The 14755-nt window shown below is 63.0% G+C and carries 13 protein-coding genes; 3 read left to right on the forward strand and 10 right to left on the reverse strand.

What is annotated here, in order from left to right; genetic code table 11:
* Positions 1–136: 136 nt before the first annotated feature.
* The 3 genes from BA011_RS10530 to BA011_RS10540 form a co-directional block, all read right to left on the reverse strand.
* Positions 137–1309 carry a DUF1501 domain-containing protein gene (locus tag BA011_RS10530; RefSeq protein ID WP_065280407.1) on the reverse strand — a complete coding sequence of 391 codons (1173 nt, stop codon included), beginning with the start codon at positions 1307–1309 and terminating at the stop codon, positions 137–139.
* 11 nt (positions 1310–1320) lie between these two features.
* Positions 1321–2832: a DUF1800 domain-containing protein gene (locus BA011_RS10535; protein WP_065280408.1), complete on the reverse strand. Its 1512-nt coding sequence runs from the start codon at positions 2830–2832 to the stop codon at positions 1321–1323.
* Between the two features lie 121 nt (positions 2833–2953).
* Complete coding sequence (locus BA011_RS10540) at positions 2954–3301, reverse strand: DMT family protein (RefSeq protein WP_065280409.1); 348 nt, start codon at positions 3299–3301, stop codon at positions 2954–2956.
* A 295-nt stretch (positions 3302–3596) separates the two neighbouring features.
* Here BA011_RS10540 and BA011_RS10545 point away from each other — a divergent pair, with 295 nt between their 5' ends.
* Entirely contained in the window at positions 3597–4430 is an 834-nt protein-coding gene (locus BA011_RS10545; RefSeq protein WP_065280410.1) for an RDD family protein, read from the forward strand.
* 79 nt (positions 4431–4509) lie between these two features.
* On the opposite strand, the gene BA011_RS10550 is transcribed toward BA011_RS10545, so the two are convergent.
* The 3 genes from BA011_RS10550 to BA011_RS10560 form a co-directional block, all read right to left on the reverse strand.
* Positions 4510–5760, reverse strand: a complete 1251-nt coding sequence (locus BA011_RS10550; protein ID WP_065280411.1) for an MFS transporter — start codon at positions 5758–5760, stop codon at positions 4510–4512.
* A gap of 461 nt (positions 5761–6221) precedes the next feature.
* Positions 6222–7025 carry a class I SAM-dependent methyltransferase gene (locus BA011_RS10555; RefSeq protein WP_065280412.1) on the reverse strand — a complete coding sequence of 268 codons (804 nt, stop codon included), beginning with the start codon at positions 7023–7025 and terminating at the stop codon, positions 6222–6224.
* Between the two features lie 567 nt (positions 7026–7592).
* A complete protein-coding gene (locus BA011_RS10560; RefSeq protein WP_065280413.1) occupies positions 7593–8474 on the reverse strand; it encodes an NmrA/HSCARG family protein in 882 nt (293 codons plus the stop codon).
* A 443-nt stretch (positions 8475–8917) separates the two neighbouring features.
* On the opposite strand from BA011_RS10560, the gene BA011_RS10565 reads away from it, so the two are divergent.
* Positions 8918–10120, forward strand: a complete 1203-nt coding sequence (locus tag BA011_RS10565) for an NAD-dependent formate dehydrogenase (RefSeq protein ID WP_065280414.1) — start codon at positions 8918–8920, stop codon at positions 10118–10120.
* A gap of 97 nt (positions 10121–10217) precedes the next feature.
* Here BA011_RS10565 and BA011_RS10570 read toward each other — a convergent pair whose 3' ends face one another.
* The 4 genes from BA011_RS10570 to BA011_RS10585 all read right to left on the reverse strand — a co-directional run bounded on the left by BA011_RS10570 (position 10218) and on the right by BA011_RS10585 (position 13931).
* A complete protein-coding gene (locus BA011_RS10570) occupies positions 10218–10469 on the reverse strand; it encodes a hypothetical protein (protein ID WP_065280415.1) in 252 nt (83 codons plus the stop codon).
* Between the two features lie 77 nt (positions 10470–10546).
* Entirely contained in the window at positions 10547–10924 is a 378-nt protein-coding gene (locus BA011_RS10575; RefSeq protein ID WP_065280416.1) for a response regulator, read from the reverse strand.
* Between the two features lie 208 nt (positions 10925–11132).
* Entirely contained in the window at positions 11133–12893 is a 1761-nt protein-coding gene (locus BA011_RS10580) for a phospholipase D-like domain-containing protein (RefSeq protein WP_065280417.1), read from the reverse strand.
* A 249-nt stretch (positions 12894–13142) separates the two neighbouring features.
* A complete protein-coding gene (locus tag BA011_RS10585) occupies positions 13143–13931 on the reverse strand; it encodes a DUF899 domain-containing protein (RefSeq protein ID WP_065280418.1) in 789 nt (262 codons plus the stop codon).
* Between the two features lie 232 nt (positions 13932–14163).
* Between BA011_RS10585 and BA011_RS10590 the strand changes: the two genes are divergently transcribed.
* Positions 14164–14664, forward strand: a complete 501-nt coding sequence (locus BA011_RS10590; protein ID WP_065280419.1) for a GNAT family N-acetyltransferase — start codon at positions 14164–14166, stop codon at positions 14662–14664.
* Positions 14665–14755: the final 91 nt, after the last annotated feature.

Raw genomic sequence — 14755 nt, forward strand, 5'->3', positions numbered from 1 at the left:
ATCCAGTGAATCGATTGCAAACGTCGAACGCCCTGAGCCATGCGAGGGGCCGGGAAGCGGCAAGCTCCCTGGCCAGCCAGGAGAGGACCTTATTCTTGCCCTTCGCTTACGCTCCGTGCATTCGCGGCCCCGCCGCTCACCCCCTAAGAAACTGCGACCCCTTATCGAACCCCAGTCCCGGAAAGATCTTCCCGGTCAAATCATCCGCGCTCACATCGAACTGCCGGTAGAGCATCGCTGCCGCAAGCTCGCGCACGTCGGCGGTCGGCATCAGGTCGCGGTCGTCGAGCAGCTGGCCGTCGCCAATGCCCGGCCAACGGCCGAGGACGCGGCCGCCGTTGATGGCGCCGCCTGATAGCAGCGCGCAGCCGCCGGTGCCGTGGTCGGTGCCGGCTGAGCCGTTCTGACGCACGGTGCGACCGAACTCGGTCATGGCAAGCACCACCGTCTTTGCCCAGATCTCGGACCCGAGCGTGGTCTTTAACGTATTGATCGCCTGCGAAAGGTCCTGCACCGGTCGTTTGAACTGGCCGGCCTGGCCGATATGCGTGTCCCAGCCTGATATCGAGAAGCTGGCGATGCGGTAGTCGCCCTTCAGCATCTTGGCCGCGAGCGCCGCCACATCGGCGATCTTTGCGCCGCGTTGGCCCTCCGGCTCGACCATCATCGAGGCGCTATTGGCCCGTGTCGCCTCGGCAAGCGCCTCGGCGAACGGCGGATCGCCGGCATAGAGTCGCGCCAGGAATTGCATCTCGTCGCGCGCCGGCGCCAGATTGGAATCCGACGCCCAGACGTCAACATTGTTCGGTCCGGAGAGGATCAGCTCCGTCGAGGTATTGATGTCGATTGCCTTGCGCGCATCCGAGCGCGGAATGACGGCGAGCGCCCGGTTCAGCCATCCGGTCTTTTCCTCGGCGACATGTTCGCCGCCGGATTCCAGCATGTCCTGCCCGTCGAAATGGCTGCGCTGGTCGCGATAGGGCGTCGAGACCGCATGCACGAAGGCGAGCTCCCGGCTTTTCCAGAGCGGCATCAGCTCGGCCGCCGCCGGATTGAGGCCGAAATGCCCGTCGAGATCGAGAAGCCCGGTATCGGGCGTAAGCGCCAGCGTCGGCCTGAGCGGCGCAAAGCCGGCATCGCCATAGGGCTGCACCAGATCCAGCCCGTCCATCGCGCCGCGCAGCACAATAGTGACGAAACGGTTGTCACCCGGCATCGCCGCGAAGGTGACGGGCGTGAAGATGGGAGCAGCGGCAAGACAGCAGGCCGACGTCAGAAAGCCGCGGCGGGAGAGCGAAATCCGGTTCATGACAGAGGCTCCTATCGGCGGTTGAATTCGGGCGACGCCAGCACCAGCGTCAGCCCGCTGATCTTGTTCGGCGCCTGCGAGACGACGCGGATCGTCTCGTCGCGCGCGGCATCGGCGAGCGTCGATTTCAAGAATTCGCGCGGATCCTCGTCCCGGCCGAACTGTGCTGCGGCCCGCCTTGCCCAGGCCAGCCGCTCGGCGAGCTGGCTGCCGGTGATCCAGGCGGAGAAGCCTTCCTCGAAACCGGCCGGGCTCGGCGGCAGCCAGGTCGGCTGGCCCATGCGCCTGAGTGCCCCCTGCCCCAGCGCCCGCGCCGTCTGGAAGGCTTTGAGGCGCTTCTCCCTCGCCTCGCCGGCGGGATCCGTCGGCACCGGCGATCCTGCCATGCCAGGCGTGTTCGCCGCCATGTCGCCCTCGTCAGTACCCTGCTGGTTGGACGCCAGGAAACTGCCGACGACGCCGTTGACCGGCCCCGCATTCAGCGCCCTCAGGCCAGCGACGATATAATCGAAGGGCTGGCGCGCCTTGGCGCCCTCGTCGCGCCAGGCGGCGGGATGATCGAGCATGGCGGTGTAGACGGCAGTCAGATCGCCATCCGTCTTCTTCCAGGCCTCCGCCATATCGGACACCATGCCCTCGTCAGGCTGGTCGGCGATAAAATGCACCGCGAGCTTGCGGCTGATATGCGCCGCCGTCTTCGGATGCAGCGCCAGATCGTCAAGCATGTCGAGATAATCGTCGCGCGAGCGCCTGCGCCCGCCATAGCTGACGCCGAGCACCTCATGCGCGCCGGGCTCCGATATATTCGGCCGGAAGGCGATGTCCATCTCCTTGCGGTCGATAGTGAGCCCCGTCAGCACCATGGCCGCCGCCGTGACATCCGCCTGGCTATAGCCGCTGCCAGCGCCAAGCGTGTGCAGCTCCAGCAGTTCGCGACCGAGATTTTCGTTCAGCCCTTTGTTGCGCTTCATGCCGCCGGCCGAATCCGGCCCAAGCGAATCCGCCTGGTCGAGATAGATCAGCATGGCCGGATGGGCGGTGGCATTGCGCAAGAGATCGCCGAACCTGCCTGATATGAACGGCCGGATCGCCTCGGCCTCGTAGAGCGGCACGATGAGACGCATCGGCAGGCTCTTATTGGCGCTGGTGGAGAAATGATCGGTCCAGAAGGTCGAAAGCCTCTCGTAGAAGCCGTACGGCGATAGCACCGCCTGCATCAGCCGCAGGTTCGCATCATGCTGGAACTGCTGCTGCACTTGCTGTTGCACGCCTTTGCGCATCTCGCGTTGCGTCGTATCGTCGGTCACCGTCTTGGCGTCCTGCCGGATCTGCTTCAACTGCGCCTGCAGGCTGAGAATTGCCTGGTGGCGCATGTCGGGCCCGCCGAGGGGAAAATCCGGCGTTGCCGCCACCCCCATGCGCAGCTGGCCGATGAGATCGTCTTTGCTATCCGGCGGCGCCTCGCCCGGCCGGAAACCATAGCCGAACCGGATCGCCGCCATCGTCGGGAAAGACAGGCTCATGACCGCTCACCTCCTATTCACTAGAAGGTGACAGGCTGCCAGCTGATTGCGACCGCAATCTGTAGGAAATGCGGCGATATCCAGACATGAACAATTTGTAATCTATTGAAAAGGCTAAAGTTTATGCACGAAAGATGAAGGATGCCCCGATTGCGATCAGGGCGAAGCCGATCGCATGGTTCCAGGTCAGGTTCTCGCCGAGCCAGAAGATCGAGAAGCCGGCAAAGACGATCAGCGTGATCACCTCCTGCATCGTCTTCAGCTGCGCCGTCGTATAGACCGCCGAACCGATCCGGTTGGCCGGCACCGCCAGGCAATATTCGAAAAAGGCGATACCCCAGCTGACGATGATGGCGAGGAAGATGGCACTGCTCTTATGCTTGAGATGCCCGTACCAGGCAAAGGTCATGAAGATGTTGGAAGCAAACAGTATGACGACGGGCAAGACGGCGGCAGGAGAAAAGGACATGGAAAACTCGGGGGCTGTGAAGGGGGGAACCGATCCGGCAGGGAGATACCGGCAGCCCTTACCTAGCACGCCGCCATTCGACGGCAAGCCCCGGGAACGGCTGCGACCTTACGCCACCGAGACGATGCGGATGCCAGGCAGGTCGCGCGGCGGTTCGCCTTCCCAGCGCAGGAATTGCACCGGAACTGGGCTCGCGGGAGCGCGACGTTCCGTGAAAAATACCGTGCATTTTTCCACTTAATGTTGAAACGAATCAACCTGCCGGACTAGGTTGCGCAGATACATAGGGGGCGACATGGACACGACACCGCAGATGCCGCAATACGCTACTTTGCCTTCCCGCCACTTCTGGCGACGCGCCGTGGCCTATCTCATCGACATCATCATCTTTCAGGCCGCCATTCTCATAGCCGTCTACTGTATTTCAACAGTTCTTCCCCTAGACTTCCGCTTTCCCGGCTGGAGTTACACACAGTGCGGCGTAGAGTTGCCGGATCAGCTTGCAAAGCGGATTGACGCCGGATGGCCGCTGAGAAGTGGGGAAGTTCGTATCAATCAGATCTGCGAAGTCAGCCAAATCGGCTCGGAAAAACAAAGATACCTGCAGACGGGCGTCTCCCGTCAAACAGACAACGGGACATCAGGCCAATGGCTGACCATCCCTGTCGACGCGGACGACAATCCAGTGATCGGACCCGTGTTCGTATATTCCAGCGTGATCTCCGGCATCGTCAACATTGCCTTTCTCGCGTTTGCCTTCGCCTATTTTTCCGCAAATGGCCGCCGCACGATCGGAAAGAAGCTGCTCGGCCTGAGAGTCCAATCCGTCGATGGTAAAAGCCCCGGCCTTGGCACCGAGTTTAGACGGGAGATCCTGAAATTCAGCCCGTATCTGTTTTTCATCGCCGCCGCTTTTGCGTTTTCGCTGTTTCCAGTCTCTCCCACGGAAGACTTCGACGCCTTGCTCCGCATGTCTCGCGACGGATACACACTTTTGAACAACGGCGCCGCAACGTTCAACATCATCCTGGGTATAGCCGCCCTTATTTGGTGGTTCTTGCCCTTCATCTTTTGGCGAGGACAGACCTTTTACGATCGCATCTGCGCCTGCAAGGTGGTGAAGAGCTGAAAGGCTCTGTCGCCTTGGCGGCAGTACGCAAGAAAAGGCCGGCAGCCATCGCCGCCGGCCTCCATAGCCGCAGGCAGCGCTAGATTCGCATCGCGCCATGCGGCTCCTCGGCCTCCTCCGTGCCGAAGCGCACATCCTTCTTTTCGTAGCCGAAGCCGGCAAGAGCCGCGACGATCAACGCCACCACCGCCGCGACGATCAGCAGTGCATAGGCATAGTCGCCGTCCCAGCGGGCGGCCAGCCCCGCCTGCAGCGTCGCATTGCCCGAGGCGAGCAGGTTGCCGAGCTGGTAGGCGAAGCCAGGAAAGGCGCCGCGCACCTCGTCGGGTGACAGTTCGTTCAGATGCACCGGCACGATGCCCCAGGCGCCCTGGACGAAGAACTGCATCAGGAAAGCACCGATGGCGAGCAGCACCGGCCCCGGCGCATAGGCCCAGAGCGGCGCGACGGGCACGGCGATCAGTGCGGCGATGACGATTGCCTTTTTGCGCCCGATCCGCTGCGACAGTGCCCCGAAGAACAGCCCGCCGCAGATCGCCCCGATATTGTAGACGATGGCGATCGCGCCGACCGTATAGCTCGAATAGTTGCGCTGGGTCTCGAGGAAGGTTGGGTAGATATCCTGCGTGCCGTGGCTGAAGAAGTTGAAGGCCGTCATCAGCAGCACCGCCCAGATGAACAGCGGAATATTCTCGCGCAAGACCGTCAGGAACGGCCGGCGCCCCTCGGCCTTCCGCTTCAGGAAGGCTGGGCTCTCCTCGACATTGCGTCTGATGTAGAGCACCAGCAGCGCCGGCACCGCGCCAACAAAAAACATGCCACGCCAGCCGATGACCGGGAAGAGCAGGAAGAACGCGATCGAGGCGATCAGATAGCCCGACGGATAACCCGCCTGCAGGATGCCGGAAACGATACCGCGGCTTTCCTCCGGCACCGTCTCCATAACAAGCGAGGCGCCGACGCCCCATTCACCGCCCATGGCGATGCCGTAGAGCGCCCTGAGCACGAGAAACATCGTGAGCCCGGTGGAGAAGCCGGTCAGGAATTCGAACAGCGAATAGAGCAGCACGTCGGCCATCAGCGTGATGCGCCGCCCGTAACGGTCGGCCGCCAGCCCGAAGATCAGCGCGCCGAGCGCCCGCATGGCAAGCGTCAGGAAGATCGCCACCGAGACGGCGGGAACGTCGGTGTTGAATTCCTCGGCGATATATTTGAGAACGAAGACGAGAATGAAGAAATCGAAGGCGTCGAGCGTCCAGCCGAGATAGCTGGCGATGACGGTGTTGCGCTGCTGCGGCGTCAGCCGGCGCAGGCTTTCCAAAGCGGACATCTGATATTCCTCCGTCCGAAAGCGGCGGCGAGGCGGGCAATTCCGGATGCCGTCGGAAGGGGTGCCCGAAACGGGCGGGGTGATGCTGTACGGCAGCGTTTGCAGCCGGAGACAGCGGGCAATAACGTCAGCAATGCTGCTCGTGTTCCATCACGATTGCCGTGATCGGGTGGCACCTCAGCGCCATATTGAAGGCGTGCACCTTCCTTCCAGCACCCTGGCTTTCACGTTGGTGCATGCGGGCCGCTGCCTGCCTCTTCTCCCCAGCGGGGAGAAGTGCCGGAGCAATAGCGAGGCGATGAGGGGGCGAGCGGCAAAGCCGCGAATGCACTGAGCGTAAGCGGCAAGCAAAGGTGTACCGTGCCGCCCCCTCATCCGACCCTTCGGGCCACCTTCTCCCCGCTGGGGAGAAGAGGGAGCAGCACGATTCTCCCTTTAGAGGAGGTGGCGCTCCCGCTAATCTATCCGGGCACCCTGCCCAGGCACGCCCACGCCACCGATGCGAACGATCGCGGCCCATCCGGCTCGCCGGCCTCATATGCCGCCCTGACGGCGGCATCCACAGCCGTTCGCTTCGCCGGGTCCAGCCCCGCGACATATTTGCCGAGCGGTCCCTCGCCGGCGGCGATCGGGTTCCAGTAGTCTTCGAAGGAGAGGTATTCCATCCGGATCAGCAGCGAGGTTTCCTCGACGTCGGCAAGGCCCTGCGCGATGAAGCTTTCCTTCATTTCCCCCGGCCGCATCATCGGCTGGAAACAATATCTGCGGCGCAGGGCCAGCGCATTTTCATCCAGCATTGCCACCGTATCCCACATCATCCGCATGCCGGACATGCCGCCATAATGGTCCCAGACGGCGGCCGCGACCACGCCGCCCGGGCGCACCACACGGCGCATCTCGGATACCGCCTTTCCCGCCTCCGGCACGAAATGCAGCACGAGCAGCGACATCGCCCTGTCGAAGCGGTTATCCTCGAAGGGAAGCGCGCAGGCATCGGCCTGCCGGATCGATACGCGGGGATCGGTGTTGCGCCGCGTTGCCGCCTCGACGAAGACCGGCGAATAGTCGACGGCGACGATCTCCTGCAGGCCCGGCGTTTCCGCCAGCGTGAACGCCAGGCTGCCGGTGCCGCAGCCGACATCGAGCACCCGGTCGCCATCCGCGAGACCGGCGAAATCGATGAACATCGGCGCCAGCTTCCTGCTCCAGCGCCCCATCAGCCGTTCATAACCATCGGCACTTTCGACATTGAAACTCGACGGCATCGAAGCCTCCTCCCTCAAGGACACAGGTCTTCGATTGAATACTAGCGTTCGCCCGCGACTGTGCAAGCGGACTTCTCCCAAGCGTCGGCGGTCAGACGGGCAAGTCCAGATGCCCTGGGAGGCGTACCTCTTGCCCTGCCGCGGCGGAGAGCCCGGCATCCTCCAACATCCCTTATCTTAAGCAGCCTATAGGGCGAAGCCTCGAAGGATCATCCGCCCTCTCCGGCCTTGTCCCAAGGTACCAAGGATCATCCCAGCGCTCCGGCGGTGGGCTTGGCAAGAGCGTCAACCCCAACCTCCCTCATTCCTGTGCCCGTCACAGGAATCCAGTGCGCCCAAGTCCTTGGGCGCGGGAGACTTCCTTTCTCGTATGAGAGTCCTTCACGGCGCGGACGCGCCGTGGCTGGATTCCTGTGACAAGCACAGGAATGAAGGATGAGAAGTAGGCGCCTCGCCTCCGACTTGCCCTCTAACGCCTCTCGTACGAAGTTGCCGTGAGGCAAACGCCGGTCGATCGGCCCTCACCAAATATCAACAAGCGGCGACATCGCCAACACGGCGGCTAGCTCACCCAGCCGGCTTGCTAAGAACACTCCAGTTGAACCCCTTCGCCCAGTCGGCATAGCTGTGCCAGCCGACATCGGCGAAGTCGCGGCGCAGGGCGGCGATATCGGCGTCGTAGCCGGTACGGTCGAACCATTCGAACATCAGCGCCGTATCCTCGCTCTGCTGCCGTATCGCCGCGATCGGCAATTCCCGGTAAGTGATTGGGCGGCCGAGCGCCTCGGTGAGGATCGTTGCCTGCTGCTCGCCCGACAATTCGTCGCCCGCAATGTCGAAACGCTTGCCGAACACCTGCTCGCGCCGCTCGGCCAGTGCCGCGACGAAAGCGCCGATATCTGCGATGGTGATCTGCTGCAGCACGCGGGTGGGCGGTAGGGCCGCGGCATAGACGCCCTGGCGCAGGCCGTCGATCGCCCAGGGCGCCACGGTGTTCTCCATGAAGGCGACGGGAGCGCTGATCGTGTAAGGAAGGCCGAGGCCTGCGATGTGCTTCTCGACGAGATACTTGCTGTCGAAATGCGGAATGCCGGTCTTCTTGTCGGCGTCGCCGACGGAGGAATAGATCAGGTGGCCGATGCCGGCGGCCTTCGCCGCATCGGCGGCGATGATGCCCTGGCGGGTCTCCGCTTCCACTCCGGCCTCATAGCTGTTGCCCATCAGAAACATCGTGTCGACGCCGCTTGCGGCCTTCGCCACGGAAGCGCCGTCATTAAGATCGGCGGCGACGACTTCGACCCCTGCCGCGGCCAGCCGCTTGGCGCCGTCACTATCAGGCTTGCGTGAGATCGCCTTGACGCGATGTCCCCGCGCGATCAATGCGCGCACGACCGCGCCACCCTGCTGGCCGGTGGCGCCTGTGACCAATACGCTTCTTATGTTGCTCATCTGTCTGCTCCTTGTTGGTGACCGATCGGCGGGAGCGACGACTTCGTGATCGTATAAAGGTAGCCGCCGGCATTGCGGCAGCACACAGGCGATAGGCCTCGTCATGTCGGATCGGTCACCGCAATCGCCGATGACGAAGGCGTTGGTCAGCGCTCTGCGTGATTCCGATTTCGACGCCGATTTTCGCTCTCGCCTGAAAGCGGCTTGATAGATGACGCCTACCAATCGTTCCAAAGCTTTCATTTGCGCCCTGCCCCCTGGCATGAAATCATCCGGTCGTTGAACGATATCCCGGCAAAACGGGATGCAGCCTCGAGGAAACACCAGCGGCGCGCTCGCGAGCCCATTCGACGAGACCCGCTGCCAGAACGCAACAATGGAATGGCGATGCGAGAAGAGCGCATTCCGGCGTGTTTCCGGCTGCTCGAACAGAGGAACCGACCATGGCCAAAGTATTGTGCGTACTCTACGACGACCCGATCGACGGCTATCCCAAATCCTACGCCCGTGACAACCTGCCGAGGATTGATCAATATCCTGGTGGTCAGACCTTGCCGACGCCGAAGGCCGTCGACTTCCAGCCCGGCACGCTGCTGGGAAGCGTGTCGGGCGAACTCGGCCTTCGCAAATATCTCGAGGCGAACGGCCACACTCTGGTGGTCACCTCGGACAAGGACGGCCCGAATTCGGCCTTCGAGCGCGAACTCGTCGACGCCGACGTGGTGATCTCGCAGCCTTTCTGGCCGGCCTATCTCACCGCCGAACGCATCGCCAAGGCGCCGAAGCTCAAGCTGGCGCTGACCGCCGGCATCGGCTCTGACCACGTCGACCTGCAGGCGGCGATCGACCGCGGCATCACTGTCGCCGAAGTTACCTATTGCAATTCGATCAGCGTGTCCGAGCACGTCGTCATGATGATCCTCGGCCTCGTCCGCAACTACATCCCCTCCTACCAGTGGGTGGTGAAAGGCGGCTGGAACATCGCCGATTGCGTCACGCGATCCTATGACGTCGAAAGCATGCATGTCGGCACGGTCGCCGCCGGCCGCATCGGTCTTGCCGTCCTGAAGCGCCTGAAGCCTTTCGACGTGCACCTTCACTACACCGACCGCCATCGCCTGCCTGATACGGTGGAGAAGGAACTGGGCCTCACCTGGCATGCGACGCCTGAGGAAATGTACGAGGTCTGCGATGTCGTGACGTTGAATTGCCCGCTCCACCCCGAAACGGAGCATATGATCAACGACGAGACCCTGAAGCACTTCAAGCGCGGCGCCTATCTCGTCAACACCGCCCGCGGCAAGCTCTGCGACCGCGACTCGATTGCGCGTGCGCTCGAAAGCGGCCAGCTTGCCGGTTATGCCGGCGACGTCTGGTTCCCGCAGCCGGCCCCTGCCGACCACCCGTGGCGCACCATGCCACATCACGGCATGACGCCGCATATCTCGGGCACATCGCTCTCGGCCCAGACCCGCTATGCCGCCGGCACGCGCGAGATCCTCGAATGCTTCTTCGAGCAGCGGCCGATCCGCGACGAATACCTGATCGTCGACGGCGGCAAACTCGCCGGCACCGGCGCGCATTCCTACAGCGCCGGCAATGCGACGGGCGGTTCCGAAGAGGCCGCAAAGTTCAAGCGCACGTGATCTGAACAGGCAAGGCGCATGCGGCCCCGCATGCGCCTGACCACGTCCCGCCGCAGAGATGATCGTGGCGCCGGCGCGACAGGAGGCGGTGCCTCTTTCACTGCCAGAGGAAGTCCGGTCCCGTGCTCTGGGACGTGAGCTTGAGCGTCCCATCCGGCTGCACGACATAGGTCTCGAACACACGGTAACCGAAATCGCCGAGAAAGGTATTCTTGACCACCGTTCCCGGACGATAGGGCGAACGGAGAACCTTTCCTCCATAGGTGAGGCTGCCGGGAAGAGGCTGCGGATCCCCTGCGCTGGCGCAGGCCGAGAGACCGAAGAGAACGGCAAGGAGCGCGTATTTCATCCGGACTTCTCCTCGAGCAGGCGCAGCGGCCTGAGCGACGTCGATTTCCTTCTTATAACACGCAGCCTTGATGCTGTTCAGAACGCAGCCTTGCTGCTGTCGAAGTTTTTACGTCGCTCCTCCGCCCGCGAGAGGGCGCTGGCGATCCTCTCATCGGTAAAGGGCTTGGAGATGACATCGAGCGCGCCTTCGATACCGTGACCGACATTCTCGGGACTGCCGGTCACGAAGATGACGTCAACCCCATGGCGGTCGATCAGCCGACGCGCGAGCTGGGCGCCGCTCAGCCCATCGGAGAGACTGAGATCGACGAGCGCGACATCGCTTCTTTGAGCGTGGGCGAGTGCCTGCTCCACCGTCGAAACCGGCCCGATGGTCTGGTGTCCGGCCTCTTGCGCAATGCGTTCGAGCTCCAAAGCGACAAAATTCTCATCTTCAACGATCATCACCTTCATGGATAAGCCTCCTCATAGACGGCCTGTCAGGCGCACTGCCGGCAGGGCTACAACGCAACCGTCCCCGGAATGTTTCCACTTTGAGAAGAGTGTGTTGGCGATGGACGGGCAGCGCTGCGTTATCGTCCCGCTACCGGTCCTTGTGGAGGAACCAGCCGATGGCGAGGTCGCTCCCCGGCCTATGCCGCACCCGTCGTCACCAGCGACATTACTCCGCCCGGGCAAACAACGCCCGGTCCCGGGCGCGGATGGGGTCGGTCCAGTCGCGTTCGAACCAGGGCGTGCCGCCGGGCTGAGGCGGGCGTTTGAGCTCCAGCGGACGGGCCGGCCCGTCGCTCGCTTCGGAGGCGACGCGGAAGATGTAGTGGTCGTACATCCTGAGCGCCTCGATCATGTAGCTGGTCGCAACCGTCCGGTCGCGCACGACGACGAGGTTCTCGCCGTTCTCGTCATCGGCGGGGTTCGAGAAATTGTAGGAGCCGAGATAGACGCGCGCCGTCGGCTTGTCGAAATCGAGCACGACGAATTTATGGTGCATGCGCGTGCCGCGCTGGTTGCCGTCGACGCCGGCAAGGCCCGAGGGTTCCGTCAGGAAGGGCGGCGGGACGTTGCCCGTTAAGGCCGCCGCCCGCACCACCCTGCGGCGATTGTCCGGCGTCAGCACGTTGAGGCCGAGATTGCCGGCTCGCACCTCGGCATCGGCGATGCCCATGACATGCACCTCGGGGCGTTCGAGCGCGCGGCCGAGCGCCGGGCCGATCGCCCCCCTGGTCATCTGGCCGAGGAAGGCGAGCGAAAAGAGCACGCTGGACTCTGCCGTATCGATATCGGCGCCGATCTCGTCGAGCCGGCCATTGGCATCGCTGTGTGGGGAGAAAGCGACCTTGGCGTCGACGCCGTCAAGGCCGAGATCGATCCAGCCGGCAGAACTTGGCGAGTCGCGGAAGTCTTCGGCGCGTTTGGCGGTGAAATAGCTCTCGAAGGCGGTGAAATAATCGTCGATCGCCTTTTCGCTGTGGACGGCAAGGCTGTTGTTCGACTGTACATAGAGCCCGCGCCAGCTGAGATTGGTCGAGCCGTAAAGCACGGTCGAAATGCCGCCGCCGCGGACCGCGATCGACTTCTGATGCTGCAGGTTCGCCATGTGCTGGCGCTTGACATTGGCAGCCCCCGCCGAGGCGATCAGCCGGTCCGCCGCCCTCGTCTCCGGCGAATTCGGGCGGCCGTGGCCCTTGGTGCGGTCGCTGTCGTCGATGATGATCTTCAGCTTCGGCCCCAGCGCCTCCAGCCGGGTGACCACCTCGGGCAGGTTGAGATCATAGGCGATGACGCGCACCTCGGCGCCGGCGTCGCGCGCTTTATCGAGCAGCGCAAGCGTCTCGGCCCGCGCCTCGAAGCCCATCCAGGCGAGCGCCCGCTCGGCATCGGCGTGCGTCGGCACGAAGTCCAGCCCCTCATCGCCAACCGGCGGCACCAGCGTGATGATCGTCGGCGCGTCGGGGGCAAAATTGCGCACGAAGGCCTGCGATGAGACGAAGCCGCGGGTGAAGGCGACGTTGAGCTTGCCGGGGATAGTTTCGCGCATCAGCGCCAACTCCGCCTCCTGCGCTTCACCCGATGTCAGCGCGCCCGCCGCATCCATGAACTTCGGCGTGACTCGATAGAGAAACTTGCCGGGCAGATCGGCATTGAAGGGAAAATGCACCCAGCGGAATTTCTGGATCGGCGCCTCTGTCGTGCGGATGCCGTCGTCTGGAACCGGCTGGCCGGGAAAGCCGATACGGTTGCGCACGTTCTTGAAGAAGTCAGTACCCGGCTCGCGATACTGGATGGCGAAACCGACGAAATCGATCGGCGGCCGGCCATTCTTCCAGTCCATGCCGAGCAGCACCATGCCGTCGCCGCGATGGATGGTCAGCGCAAAAAGCGAAGCAGCATTCCTGCCGGTCACACGAAAATCCGTATCCATGCCCGCCTCCCCTGGAAATCGGGCGAAATCTAGCATGGTTCCGTGACAGTAAGGAGATATGCCGGTGAAATTTTGCGCGCAGAAGGTGCAGGGAGGCGAAGCTACGGCGCAAGCGCGTTCTGGGATACCGCCCCGGCGCCCCGACCTGCCCAGCTGATGCATCGTCATGAAAGGAGATTGCGGTTCGCCAGACTTTCAGACGGACCGCCGTACCCTCCTGCCGGGACGGAGGATACGGCCGGACCGACCCTACGGTTTCTCGTTTGCACTCTCGGCCCTGAACGCCGCCTCGCCGGCGTCGGAGACCTCGACCCACTTCTTGTCGGGCTCGTCGTCCGGCACATAGCTGTCGTGCCAGTTCCACCACTTGTAGGTCGGGGTCTGCGGATAGCCTTCGGGCGAATCCTCCCAGACTTCCTGGCGGCCGAGCGGCGTGATGTCGAGGTAGTTCCAGGTGCCGCCCATCTGCTCATCGCCGCGGTTGTTGATGAAATAGGTGCGGAAGATGCGCTCGCCGTCGCGGTAGAAGACATTGGTGCCGTGCCACTCGTCGACGCCGAAGTCCTTGTCGAAGCTGTCGGTGATCGTGACCCACGGCATCGTCCAGCCCATCCGCGCCTTCAGCCGCGTAATGTCGGCCTGCGGCGCGCGGGAGGCGAAGACCAGCGTCGTGTCGCGGGCGTTGAGATGGGCGACATGGGCAACCTGATCGGCCACCATCGAGCAGCCGCGGCAGGCATGTTCGGGCCAGCCGAACACGCCGGGCTCGTAGAAGGCGCGGTAGAGGATGAGCTGGTGTCTGCCTTCGAACAGGTCGAGCAGGCTGACTTTGCCCTGAGGCCCCTCAAACGCATAGGCCTTCGCCACCGCCATCCACGGCATGCGCCGGCGCTCGGCGGCCAGCGCGTCGCGGGCGCGGGTCTCAGCCTTTTCCTTCACGAGCAGCTGCGCGCGGGCCGCTTCCCAGGCTTGCGGCGACACGACCGGCGGTTTGTGCATGGCTTGTCCGCTTTTTCCATTCTCGGCTGAAGCAGTCATGGCTTTCAATCTCCTCATTGGGGCGAAGTTCCACGCTTCGAGGCTGAAACGTGCTCCTTCGCAGCTCGTCACTCGTTGATGGGAGATAGTTTGGCAGCGAATATCGACCACTGGGAGTAACAAGTATGACGCTATTTCGTTCCGAGGGCTGCGCTTCTGCCGGCACAGCTGTTGCACTTGCCTTCAAAGACCGTAGAAATAGCGGATCGGCTGTTGCCTTGGAGGGCGGTTTATGGAAGTCCATGCCATCAATTCTCCGTCCGACTTCGAAGAGGCGCTTGCGCTGATCGATGCCATGGGAAAATGGGACGCGGAACAATCCAGCCGGTTCGGAGTGCCGGAGGTCGAACTGCTGGAATATGTCTACGGACACACGGTCGACACCCTGATGGAAAAGTTTCGCCAACCCGGCGCGGGCTTTTTCCTGGCGCGCGCGGACGGAATTGTCGCTGGCTGCGCCGGCTATTCGAAGTCGGATGACGGAATCGCCGAGTTGCGGAAAATGTATGTTCGCACCGAAGCGCGCGGCCGAGGCGCAGCCAAAGGCCTGATGACCGCCTGTCTGGATGGAATGCGCGATGACGGATACGATCGCGTGCAGCTGGAAACCGTGAGCTTCATGCGTGGGGCCATCGCCCTTTATGAGAGCTTCGGCTTCAAACCCTGCGACCGGTTTCGAGAGATTCCCGCAAGCTTGCAGCCGATCACGATTTTCATGGAGAGGAAGCTCTAGGAACCGATCCGCTCGCCCGCTGCCGGAAACGCCTGTCTGAGCGCGCGCCGATGACACCTGCGCAGACGAGTGGTGTTGGCCGGAAGCGCAT

Source organism: Rhizobium leguminosarum (assembly GCF_001679785.1).
In the GTDB taxonomy this organism is placed as follows: Bacteria; Pseudomonadota; Alphaproteobacteria; order Rhizobiales; family Rhizobiaceae; genus Rhizobium; species Rhizobium leguminosarum_R.

Bases quoted from the DNA above. Each gene is read 5' to 3' on its own strand.
- BA011_RS10535 (WP_065280408.1), bottom strand. From the start codon at position 2,832: ATGAGCCTGTCTTTCCCGACGATGGCGGCGATCCGGTTCGGCTATGGT.
- BA011_RS10545 (WP_065280410.1), top strand. From the start codon at position 3,597: ATGGACACGACACCGCAGATGCCGCAATACGCTACTTTGCCTTCCCGC.
- BA011_RS10565 (WP_065280414.1), top strand. From the start codon at position 8,918: ATGGCCAAAGTATTGTGCGTACTCTACGACGACCCGATCGACGGCTAT.
- BA011_RS10580 (WP_065280417.1), bottom strand. From the start codon at position 12,893: ATGGATACGGATTTTCGTGTGACCGGCAGGAATGCTGCTTCGCTTTTT.
- BA011_RS10570 (WP_065280415.1), bottom strand. From the start codon at position 10,469: ATGAAATACGCGCTCCTTGCCGTTCTCTTCGGTCTCTCGGCCTGCGCC.
- BA011_RS10540 (WP_065280409.1), bottom strand. From the start codon at position 3,301: ATGTCCTTTTCTCCTGCCGCCGTCTTGCCCGTCGTCATACTGTTTGCT.
- BA011_RS10560 (WP_065280413.1), bottom strand. From the start codon at position 8,474: ATGAGCAACATAAGAAGCGTATTGGTCACAGGCGCCACCGGCCAGCAG.
- BA011_RS10555 (WP_065280412.1), bottom strand. From the start codon at position 7,025: ATGCCGTCGAGTTTCAATGTCGAAAGTGCCGATGGTTATGAACGGCTG.
- BA011_RS10575 (WP_065280416.1), bottom strand. From the start codon at position 10,924: ATGAAGGTGATGATCGTTGAAGATGAGAATTTTGTCGCTTTGGAGCTC.
- BA011_RS10550 (WP_065280411.1), bottom strand. From the start codon at position 5,760: ATGTCCGCTTTGGAAAGCCTGCGCCGGCTGACGCCGCAGCAGCGCAAC.
- BA011_RS10585 (WP_065280418.1), bottom strand. From the start codon at position 13,931: ATGACTGCTTCAGCCGAGAATGGAAAAAGCGGACAAGCCATGCACAAA.
- BA011_RS10530 (WP_065280407.1), bottom strand. From the start codon at position 1,309: ATGAACCGGATTTCGCTCTCCCGCCGCGGCTTTCTGACGTCGGCCTGC.
- BA011_RS10590 (WP_065280419.1), top strand. From the start codon at position 14,164: ATGGAAGTCCATGCCATCAATTCTCCGTCCGACTTCGAAGAGGCGCTT.